This is a genomic window from Bradyrhizobium sp., from assembly GCF_049512235.1.
Lineage (GTDB): Bacteria > Pseudomonadota > Alphaproteobacteria > Rhizobiales > Xanthobacteraceae > Bradyrhizobium.
The window spans coordinates 1-10,388 of sequence record NZ_JBEKXH010000225.1 but is presented as its reverse complement, the minus strand read 5'-3'; the positions used below and the strand labels follow the sequence as shown (position 1 = coordinate 10,388).

At 62.0% G+C, this 10,388-nt stretch carries 12 protein-coding genes; 5 read left to right on the top strand and 7 right to left on the bottom strand.

The genetic code is table 11. From position 1 onward, the window contains the following. Both ABSG20_RS20250 and ABSG20_RS20245 read right to left on the bottom strand, forming a co-directional pair. Positions 1–446 (bottom strand): metallophosphoesterase family protein (locus ABSG20_RS20250; RefSeq protein ID WP_423866292.1); only part of this gene is annotated, 446 nt, incomplete at its 3' end. Between the two features lie 196 nt (positions 447–642). Beyond that, on the bottom strand, positions 643–1,356 hold the full coding sequence (locus tag ABSG20_RS20245) for an acriflavin resistance protein (RefSeq protein ID WP_423866291.1): 714 nt from the start codon (positions 1,354–1,356) through the stop codon (positions 643–645). Between the two features lie 175 nt (positions 1,357–1,531). Here ABSG20_RS20245 and ABSG20_RS20240 point away from each other — a divergent pair, with 175 nt between their 5' ends. The 3 genes from ABSG20_RS20240 (at position 1,532) to guaA (ending at position 4,956) form a co-directional block, all read left to right on the top strand. After that, complete coding sequence (locus tag ABSG20_RS20240; RefSeq protein ID WP_423866290.1) at positions 1,532–1,954, top strand: MAPEG family protein; 423 nt, start codon at positions 1,532–1,534, stop codon at positions 1,952–1,954. Positions 1,955–1,991: 37 nt separating this feature from the next. After that, on the top strand, positions 1,992–3,296 hold the full coding sequence (locus ABSG20_RS20235) for an RsmB/NOP family class I SAM-dependent RNA methyltransferase (RefSeq protein ID WP_423866289.1): 1,305 nt from the start codon (positions 1,992–1,994) through the stop codon (positions 3,294–3,296). A 64-nt stretch (positions 3,297–3,360) separates the two neighbouring features. Beyond that, the gene (guaA, locus tag ABSG20_RS20230; protein ID WP_423866288.1) at positions 3,361–4,956 is read left to right on the top strand and encodes a glutamine-hydrolyzing GMP synthase; all 1,596 of its coding nucleotides are present in this window, start codon (positions 3,361–3,363) and stop codon (positions 4,954–4,956) included. Positions 4,957–5,008: 52 nt separating this feature from the next. On the opposite strand, the gene ABSG20_RS20225 is transcribed toward guaA, so the two are convergent. The 5 genes from ABSG20_RS20225 to ABSG20_RS20205 form a co-directional block, all read right to left on the bottom strand. Beyond that, a complete protein-coding gene (locus ABSG20_RS20225) occupies positions 5,009–5,914 on the bottom strand; it encodes an HNH endonuclease (protein ID WP_423866287.1) in 906 nt (301 codons plus the stop codon). 65 nt (positions 5,915–5,979) lie between these two features. Further along, a complete protein-coding gene (locus tag ABSG20_RS20220; protein ID WP_423866286.1) occupies positions 5,980–6,360 on the bottom strand; it encodes a PIN domain-containing protein in 381 nt (126 codons plus the stop codon). A 168-nt stretch (positions 6,361–6,528) separates the two neighbouring features. Beyond that, a complete protein-coding gene (locus tag ABSG20_RS20215; RefSeq protein WP_423866285.1) occupies positions 6,529–7,197 on the bottom strand; it encodes a trimeric intracellular cation channel family protein in 669 nt (222 codons plus the stop codon). Between the two features lie 128 nt (positions 7,198–7,325). Then, the gene (locus tag ABSG20_RS20210; protein ID WP_423866284.1) at positions 7,326–8,600 is read right to left on the bottom strand and encodes a M20 family metallopeptidase; all 1,275 of its coding nucleotides are present in this window, start codon (positions 8,598–8,600) and stop codon (positions 7,326–7,328) included. Positions 8,601–8,960: 360 nt separating this feature from the next. Beyond that, positions 8,961–9,341 (bottom strand): PIN domain-containing protein, encoded by a 381-nt coding sequence (locus ABSG20_RS20205; protein WP_423866283.1) that lies wholly within the window; start codon positions 9,339–9,341, stop codon positions 8,961–8,963. Positions 9,342–9,503: 162 nt separating this feature from the next. Here ABSG20_RS20205 and ABSG20_RS20200 point away from each other — a divergent pair, with 162 nt between their 5' ends. Next, complete coding sequence (locus tag ABSG20_RS20200) at positions 9,504–9,998, top strand: hypothetical protein (protein WP_423866282.1); 495 nt, start codon at positions 9,504–9,506, stop codon at positions 9,996–9,998. Positions 9,999–10,157: 159 nt separating this feature from the next. Then, a partial coding sequence (locus ABSG20_RS20195) for a DUF1801 domain-containing protein (protein WP_423866281.1) occupies positions 10,158–10,388 on the top strand: 231 nt, incomplete at its 3' end.

Genomic DNA, 10,388 nt, shown 5'->3' with positions numbered 1-10,388 from the left:
CTCGCGAGCTGCGAAGCGAGCCAGTCGAACTGCTCGGTTTCGCAGGCAAGCCCGGTGTTCATGACCAGCGAATTGAGGCCGACGAAGCACCAGCCAGCGGCCTCAAATCTAAAGCGGTCTTCGCCGAAGACCGATAGAAATGTCTGTCGGCCCTGTTCGGTGGCGGGTTGCGGCGGTGGCGGCCCAACTGCAGTCGGGTTGTCGCCGATGTCGTGATTGCCGGGCAAGTAGCGGCAGGGAACGGGAAGCGCTGCGTGCAGCGAGCCCGCAAAGTCGAGGTCGTCGCGATTGGTCGGGGCGTCGAATGTGAGATCGCCGCTATTGACGACAAGATCGGGGCGCTTGGCATCGATGTATTCGCTGACCCGGTGAAAGTTGGCGGTCAGAGCAGAGAGGCGGCGGGCCAGATGGGTATCGGAAATCTGGGTCAGGCGAAATTCGGGCATGCAAATGCCTTTCGTACGAACTGCAACAATGAAATTCAAAACGATACATTTGAAATGACGCACCGCGACAGGCGTCACGATCCGCAAAACCTGATGCCCGATATTGCCGAACGGAAATGACGGAGTCGAGAGGCTTCAGCCTGCCGGACGCCCGGAGGCGCGACCCGATGGAGGGGGTGAGGACGAATGTTCGTGGCTAAAGTACCCGATAGCGGATCGCAAAAGCGTCATTCTGTTCGGCGCGGGTTTTTTCGCTTCCGGTCGGGGAGACGACGCGATCCGCCAGATGCCACGGCCCGAACTGATCGGAGTGACTGGGGCTCGCCGCGAGCCGCAGCTTGAACTCGCAACTCGCCTGTCCGGGCAGATTGAGGATCACGACGCGTTCCGCGGTGCGATAGTCCAGCGGCACCGAACCCCTGAGCACGCTAAGGCCGTCGGTTTCGGAAGGGAGCGCGCTTTGCACCTTGGCAAGCGTCTGGTTGCGGTCGGTGTGCAGTTCGATCTGGCTGTCGGCGAGCGCGGTGACGGCCGCCTTGGGCAGCCGGATTTCAAACTCGACCGCGGGTTTTGTCGGGTTGATGCCGAGATAAGCCAGCGCCGCATGCCGCATGTCATAGGCCACGAAGGCGGATAGCCCGAGCGCGAGCGCGGCGGCGAGGCCGTGCCTGACGATATCGCGCGTGCTGCGGTATCTGCGCCGGAAATAGACGGTGAGGGTGATCGCCACCGCGAGCGCGGCGGCGACGCCGGCCAGTGCGGACGTCAGCATGCCCTGCCAGCCGTCCGGGCCGTCGTCCGCGAACAGGCCGGCGTTTTCGGCCATCATTTTGATCAACGCGGCCACGGAGTTGCCGGGCAGATCGGCTGCATGCGCGGCGCCCATCAGCAGTGGGGAGGTGAAATTCATGGCGGCATCTCGTGGGTGGCGATAAGAGCGGCCCCGCGATCGAAATGATTTGAACTATGATGAGTGTTGGTCGCCGGAACGGCGATTGTGGTTCAACGCCGGGACGGATCGATTGTCAGGGCGAAGCGCGGTCGCTATAGCGGGGCGCGCGCTCATGTCCTCGGGAGATTTTCCAATGTCGGTTCAAATGGTTTTGCTGCCGGTGTTCGTCATGGTGGGCCTCACCTTCGCCCTGTTGCTTGGGATGGCCGGGGCGCGCCGGCAAGCGCTTGTCAGCAAGCAGACAAAAATCAGGGACATCGCGCTGGGACAGCCGAACTGGCCTGTTCGGGCCACCCAGATCGGCAATTGCTATCGCAACCAGTTCGAGCTGCCGGTCCTGTTCTATGCCCTGATCGCGCTGGCACTGCCCTTGCGGCACGCCGACTTCGTGCTGGTGCTGCTGTCGTGGGTTTTCGTGGTTACCCGCCTGGTTCATGCCGGGTTTTTTGTGACCACGAACGATCTCAATCAACGCTCTCTGGCGTGGTTCGCCGGCGTGCTGGTGCTGTTGGCCATGTGGGTCTACTTCGCGCTGAAGATCCTGCTTCTGATCTGAGCACGCGGCCGCCAATCTCGAAACTGAAGGCCTTAAAATGACCCCCGCTGCCCGGCTGTCCGCGGCCATCGAACTGATCGGCACCATCGAGGCGCAACGCGTCCCGGCGGCGAAGGCACTGAAGGAGTGGGGCACCGCGCACCGCTATGCCGGCTCCGGCGATCGCGCCGCGATCTCCGGCCTGATCTGGGACGTGCTGCGCCGCTATGCCTCGAGCGCCTGGATCATGGAGGCCGATACGCCGCGGGCACGGGCGCTGGGCATGTTGAAGCTTGAGCGTGACCTCGATGTCGAGACGATCGCCGCGCTGTGCGACGGCGGCCGTTTTGCGCCGGAGCCGCTGACGGCGCACGAGCGTGGCGCGCTCGGCCAGCGGACGCTGGCGGAGGCTCCCGCGCCGATTGCGGGCGATTACCCGGAATGGCTCGATGCCTATCTCGCGCAGGTATTCGGCGATGACCGCGTCGCCGAGGCGACCGCGATGGCGAGCCGGGCGCCGCTCGATTTGCGCGTCAATACGCTGAAAGCCAAGCGCGAAAAGATGCTGTCTTCGCTGGCGCATCTCGCTGTCAAGCCGACGCCGTGGTCACCGCTCGGGCTGCGCATCGCGCTCGGCGCCGATGCCCGCAATCCCGGCATTCATGCCGAGGAGGATTTTATCAAGGGTTCGATCGAGGTGCAGGACGAGGGCTCGCAGCTCGCAGCCCTGTTGTCAGCGGCAAAACCCGGCGAGCAGGTGATCGATCTCTGCGCCGGCGCCGGCGGCAAGACGCTGGCGCTGGCCGCGATGATGGGAGGAAAAGGCCGGCTGATCGCGACCGACCAGGACAAGCGGCAGCTGGCGCCGATCCACGAGCGGCTGTCGCGTGCCGGCGTCCACAATGCCGATATCCGCACCCCCAAGGGCGAGGGCGATACGCTCAGCGACATCAAGGGCTCCGCCGACCTGGTGCTGATCGACGCGCCCTGCACCGGAACCGGCACCTGGAGGCGCAATCCCGACGCCAAATGGCGGATGCGCCCCGGCGCGCTGGAGCTGCGGCTGAAGGACCAGGCGACGGTGCTCGACCGCGCCGCCGCCCTGGCGAAACCCGGCGGGCGGATCGCCTACATCACCTGCTCGGTGCTGCCGCCGGAAAACGGCGAGCAGATCCGAGGCTTTGTCGGGCGATATCCCGAGTTCGCCGTCGTGCCGGCAGCGCAGACCGTGACGGTGCTGGGGGACAAGGCCGCGAAGTTTTGCGCGGCCACGCTGCAATCGCCGGAGGGGCTTCTGATGACGCCGCGCCGCACCGGAACCGACGGGTTTTTCGTCTCGGTGCTAATGCGGCAAAAGGCATAAATTTGCCGCTTACAAGCCAATTTCCGGCATTGCGGGCCTGTCACGGGTAACGTAATTGCTTGCCATGACAGCACAAGAGCCCGCCCGCGACCAGACGCCTTCGGTGGCCTCGGCGCATGACAAGATCCTGATCGTCGATTTCGGCAGCCAGGTGACGCAATTGATCGCGCGCCGGGTGCGCGAGGAGGGCGTCTATTCCGAAATCGTGCCGTTCCAGAAGGCGGAAGCGGCATTTCTTGAGATGAAGCCTAAGGCGGTCATTCTCTCCGGTGGCCCGGAATCGGTCCATGAAGAGGGCTCGCCGCGCGCGCCGGAGGCGATCTTCGACTCCGGGGTTCCCGTGCTCGGCATCTGCTACGGCCAGATGACCATGGCCGCCCAACTCGGCGGTACCGTCGAAGGCGGCCATGCCAGGGAATTCGGCCGCGCCGATCTCGAGGTCAAGGCCACAAGCCGGCTGTTCGATGCGACATGGTCGGTGGGCGAGCGCCATGCGGTCTGGATGAGCCATGGCGACCGCATCACGGAGATGCCGCCTGGCTTCGTCGTCGCCGGCGTTTCCGCCAATGCGCCGTTCGCGGTGATCCAGGACGAGGGGCGGAAGTATTACGGGCTGATGTTCCACCCCGAGGTCGTGCATACTCCGGATGGGGCAAAACTGATCCGCAACTTTGTCCGTAAGGTTGCCGGTTTAGCCGGCGACTGGACCATGCGCGCCTTCCGCGCGGAGGCGATCGAGAAAATCCGCAAGCAGGTAGGCGCGGGCAGGGTGATCTGCGGCCTGTCCGGTGGCGTCGATTCCGCGGTCGCCGCGGTCCTGATCCACGAGGCCATCGCCGAGCAGCTCACTTGCGTGTTCGTCGATCACGGTTTGTTGCGGCTGAACGAGGCCGAGAGCGTGGTCGACCTGTTCCGCCACCACTACAACATTCCGCTGGTACATGTTGATGCGTCCAAACAATTTCTGGGCGAACTGGCCGGGGTCAGCGACCCCGAACAAAAGCGCAAGACCATCGGCCGCCTGTTCATCGACGTGTTCGACGCGGAAGCGAAAAAGATCGGCGGCGCCGAGTTTTTGGCGCAAGGAACGCTCTACCCCGATGTGATCGAGAGCGTCTCTTTTACCGGCGGTCCCTCGGTCACGATCAAGTCGCACCACAATGTCGGCGGGCTGCCCGCGCTCATGAACATGAAGCTGGTCGAACCCTTGCGCGAACTGTTCAAGGACGAAGTGCGCGTATTGGGCCGCGAACTCGGCCTGCCGGAGATTTTTGTCGGGCGGCATCCGTTCCCTGGCCCAGGCCTCGCGATCCGCTGCCCCGGCGAGATCACGCCGGAAAAGCTCCACATCCTGCGCGATGCTGATGCCGTCTATATCGATCAGATCCGTAAAGCCGGCCTCTACGATAAGATCTGGCAGGCCTTTGCGGTCTTGTTGCCGGTAAAAACCGTCGGCGTGATGGGTGACGGCCGGACCTACGAATATGTCGTCGGCCTGCGCGCGGTGACCTCGACCGACGGCATGACCGCGGACTTTTATCCGTTCGAGATGAAATTTTTGGGCGAGACCGCGACGCGGATCATCAACGAGGTCAAGGGCGTCAACCGCGTGGTCTATGACGTGACGAGCAAGCCGCCGGGGACGATCGAGTGGGAGTAGGGGGAGGGACTATTCATTAATTATAGGATCGTTTTGAATATAAATATAGTAATCATGCCTTGAAGCGGTTGTCGCGATGCCAGCTTAGGAAATAAGGATGAGGTCGATCAGACAACCTATTGCTATTGGGCCGCAGGATGCGTCCGCTCTTGTTTATCATGCCGCGCACGCTGTCGGCGTCATTAACATGCCGTGAGATCAGAATCTGCAAATCGTCCGCTACGCTGATCAGCCCGCGGTCGAACATCCAGTGCGCCGTTCCTGAAAGGGCCAAGCCGTTGCTAACGATATCCGGTCCATTCGCCTCGACCGGCCGAATATGGGCTGCTTCGACTTCGGCTCTGCCACCGCCATTGATGAGCCTGAGCCCGGTGACGGCACAGCGCGAGTCATAGGCCTGCAATACCACGCGGCGGAACACTCGGTCCCGAAGGACGCGGGACATCAAAGAGCTGACGCGATCGCGCTCCTGCTCGTACTGGAAAGGCGTTCCATCCTCGCGGAATCCGGGGATGGAGGAGTGCATGTCACCTCGCGGTGATGACGCCTTGTCTTCCGCCAGACCAAGTTCGACTATTCGATGGAAGTCTGCAGGTGAGATCGGTCGGACTGCCGATTGCGCGCGTCCGGAAATCCGGCCGTCGTCGTTCAACAAGCCCCGCTCGATTACACCGCCAGCTTCACTGAATGGAACAGGGTTGGGAAAATCCAGGTAACTACCCGGCTCGATCAGGGCAAGGTGCATATTTGGCACGCCCGGATCAGGCAGAACTTCACGGACCTTGGCTACCGCGAAATAACCGCGGGTTCCCAGAACTTTCCTGGGTTCGTAGTAAATCACCCAATCGCCAACGCACCCTTTGACGCGGCCGAGATATTGGGCGGGGAACTGATAGCGTTCTGCAGGGCGGTCATCATAGATCGAATCGGAACGGTGGATGAAAACCCCAAACGCCATCGTGATCCTGTCCCTTTAGCCCGTACTCCCTTACGACCGACAGAACCGGTTGGTCACGCGCCACATCACACCACCTCCCGAAACGGATCGACAATCCGCAGCCCCTCGTCGAGGATCATGCCGTGCTGCATGTCTTCCGACCACAGGGTGTCGCAGCCGGCGTGAAGCGCCGAGGCAGCTATCATGGCATCGTAGGTGGAAAAGCCATACCGCCCGGCGAGCTCCAATCCGGTTTCGTGGGTCTCGATCGTGAGAGGATGAACCGTCAGCAGGCCGCTCAACATGGTTAGCAGCGCACGCGTGTCGGGCCATGACATTTTCATCTTTCGACGCGCGACGTCGGCCAGTTCATCGAGAACCTGCACGCTGATCGCCCCGCCAACCGCGATAGCCGCCTCGGCCCGATCCGCCTTCGCCGTATCGCCTGACGCGATAGCGACCTGCATGCCTATACTTTCGGTTGGATATACGTTGTCGATAACGTATATCCGTGGGTAGTTGGAGTCTAGGAATTTCGGATGCCGCATTGCAGTCTGACATGCGATCCAAAGGTGTTGACGGTAGGCCGCAGGTCAGCAAGTCGGCTCATTTCAGACTGCCTGTGAACGACAACTTCAGTGCGATTTTTTATCGTTCGAAGGGTCTATTCCCGCGCGTCCTTGCGCGGACAGTTGGGCGACAGGCAAATGCCAGCCGTGTCGGATCGCCATGAAGCGAAGGGCGAAGCAGAAAGCCCCTCCGGCCAGAGCCGAGGCCCCGTAGGAAAAACCGAGCATATGGCCGATGACGACAATGGATGCGCCGATCAGCGCTGCAACGGCGTAAAGATCGGACCGCAGCACCTGTGGGATGTCCGTGAGGAGAACGTCGCGCGTCATGCCGCCGCCGATGCCGGTCAACATGCCCAGGAGAGCGGCCATTGCTGGGCTCAACCCGAACGTGATCGCCTTTTGCGCACCGGCGACGGCGAAGAATGACAGTCCTACCGCGTCGAACAGGAGCACGGGGCTGCGCAGCCTGTCGACGCCGGCATACCAAAAGAAAGTAATAAGCCCGGCCAGGACAGAAACCAGTAGATATCGGCCGTCGGTCAGGGCAGCCGGAGGGACCGCGCCGATCAACACGTCGCGGGTGATCCCGCCAAAATTTCCCGTCACGAAGGACAGGACGAGGATGCCGAAAATGTCGAGGCGGCGATTGACCGCGGCAACGGCCCCACTGATCGCGAAAACGAAGGTGCCCCCCAAGTCAAGAATATGCACGAAAGTTTCAATAGTGATCATGACGGCTCCGCCCGCGAAAGCTTAACGCATCGAACCGACAGCACGAAGCCGCACCGGGACAAATCCGATACGCAAGCCGCAAAGGCGTCGCGTATTTCCACAATGCACTCCCACGGTAGCCTTCGACGTCAGGTTGCGCCAAGCCATGCCAGCGCGCCGACGACCAGCGCCTCGACGCCGGTTTCCAGGGTGGGGTGCAGGACCGGCGCAAATTGTGGGCTGTGATTGACCGGCAGTTCATTCAGTTTGCCCGCCGCCTTGGCCTCGGCATAGATCTTGGGATCATTGCCGCCCACGAACCAGAACACCGATGGCACCTGCCATGCGGTGCCGAAGCAGCCGAAATCCTCGCTGGCCGGCGCGGGTCCTGTGTGCTTCACCCGATCGGCGGAAAAATAGCCGCGAAACGCAGCGGCGATGCGATTGCTTGCGGTTTCGTCATTCACGTTGAGCGGGTAGCGGTCGAGCGGTGTGATCTCCGGTTTGCGCGGGGCCCCCGAGGCTTCGGCCTCGGCATTGACGATCCGTTCGATCGCGGCAAGCACATGCTTGCGCACGCCGGCATCGAATGTCCGCACGTTGAGCTTGATGACGGCTTCGTCGGGAATGACGTTCTCCTTCGTGCCGGCCTGCAACACGCCGACCGTAACAACCGCCGCGTCGTTTGCGGCAACCTCGCGGGACACGATGGTCTGGAGCCGCAGAACGACGGATGCCGCCATGACGACGGGATCGATGCTTGCCTGCGGCATGGAGCCATGCGCACCACGTCCGAACAGACGGATTTGCAGACTGTCCGCGGCGGAAGTGATCGGTCCGGCGCTGCCGGCGACAGTGCCGGCGGGGCCGACCATGACATGCTGGCCAAGCACGACATCGGGTGTGGGGAAGCGTTTGAGCAGGCCGTCGTCGATCATAGCTTGGGCGCCTTGCGCGGTTTCCTCGCCGGGTTGGAAAACGGCCATCAAGGTGCCCTTCCAGGCGTCGCGCGCCTGCGACAGCAGTGTCGCCGCACCGACCAGCCAGGCGACATGCATGTCATGGCCGCACATATGGCCCACCGGCACAGCGTTCCCTTCAGCATCCTGCGCCGAGACCTTGCTGGCATAAGCAAGACCGGTGTTCTCGGCGATCGGCAGCGCATCCATGTCGGCGCGCAGCATCACTGTTGGCCCATCGCCGTTGCGGAGCAGTCCAACCACACCCGTCTTGCCCACCCCAGTCGTCACCTCGTAACCAGCTTTCCGGAGCCTGTCGGCCGCGATGCCCGCCGTTCGCGTCTCGTGCATCGACAATTCGGGATGGGCGTGAATGTCCTTATAGAGCGGTTCAAGATCGGGGAGCACCTTGCCCAGGTTCGTCAGGACAACGGACGCGCTGTTGGCGGACGTATGCTCAGCCATGAGGATCTCCTTCTGATGCCTGCCGGCGGCTAGGGTCCTTGACTGACAGGATGATGGATCAGTTGGGTCAAGTTTTTAGGCTGCGATTTTGGCATGGTCGTACCATTTGTCCAAGGCAGCTTTCCGCGGCGCGGATTGATCGGGCCATGAGGAGGTCTGGATTGGCGCGGGCCGCGGAAATGATGGCGAATCCAGGACGGAGCGTTCGGCCGTAAAGTCTGGTGTAAAACACGGCGGTTCGCAGGCCGTTTGGCGAGTTTTGGGGATGCGCTCGATCAGACCGTGCGATGGTAACAATTTCGGAGGCATCCGCGAGAAAATGAGCGTGGGGGTTTCGAGATCGCTGGCGTCATGCTGGCGTCATACGGCCCCCCGCAACGGGTTGACGATCTCGATGCCTTCAAAATCCTTTTCATTTTCAGTGACGACAGTGCAATCATTCGCTTCGGCGACTGCGGCGATGATAGCGTCGAGACCACTGCGAGGGCGGCCTTTCGCCTTTCCCTCTGCCATCAGACGTGCCCAGATCAAGCCGGCCTTCTCGTCAAATGACAAGATACGGCCGGCGAAGAGGGCCTGGGGCCCTTCGGATCCCGAAAACCATGATTCAAGCTGGTCGCGCTTCTTGCCTTTGGGCCTTTCAAGAACGCCCCGACGAATTTCAGCGACGGTCAGCGAAGCGGCTATCAGTGCTCTGCCCTGGCGGGCGCTTGAGAGCGCCAATCTGATTCCGGCCAGCATCGCTCAGTGAGTCGCTCAATCAAAAGTCCGTTCCCGAACACGCGAATGCTGGCTGAAAAGATCGCAAGACTATATTATCAGGCGAAAGCCGACACGCGGCGACGGCCTTGTCCAATAGAGCCGCTGACGGCGCACGCTTCGCGCCGTTCGAAGGAGGCGCCCTTGAGCTTTGCTGCAGTCATTCGCGCGCAGACCCCATCGGCCCGGTTCCCTTCGCGAGACGGCTTTGAGACACCGTTCATCGCGAAGACACTGCTGCTTGCCGTCATCGCGCTCGCCACAGCCGGCGGAATGCTCGTGACCGACAGCGCCACCACGGTGCGGGTGATCGCTAGCGCCGGAGGGGATTGGGCAAACCTGCTGCGCGCCATGGCGGCGCTGAAGCTATTCTTCGCGGGCGCGGCCACCGCGGCTGTACTGTGGCGGCTCGGCGCGCCCATTTCCGCGACGAGGTGGGGCGGTTACGCCCTCGCGGCGGCTGCCACCTGGGCCGGGCCGGGACTGATCTGGGGGCTCGCGCATATCTTCCTCGGCACGCTACTGCTGCATGGCGGGCTGATCGCGACGGCGGTGTTGGTCTGGCGCGATCCGGCGACCCGCACACGACTGTCCGAGATCATTGCCCGCCGCCGTGCGTCATCGCGGGCGCGGGGCTAAATCCGATCGATGAATATGACGTCGTGATCGTGGACGGGGGGTATCTGCCGCGACTGAATCACGATATGTCAGCTTTCCGGAGTTGCGCACCCATAAGCAGATGGACATCTCCTGGCCAATCTTGGCGGTCTTTTGGTGCGGACCGATTGTTGTCGGACAATGAATCCACTGGTCAGTAAGATCCACGGCAAGGAGAAACGCTGGAGCGCTGAATTTGCTGCGCTCCGCCAACTCTGCCTTGCGTCCGGACTCAACGAAGAGCTGAAATGGGGTCAAGCTTGCTATGACCTTAATGGCGGAAACGTCGTTTTGATCCATGGCTTTAAGGACTATTGCGCTTTGCTCTTTATGAAAGGCGCTTTGCTCAGGGACCCCAAGGGCATCCTGGTT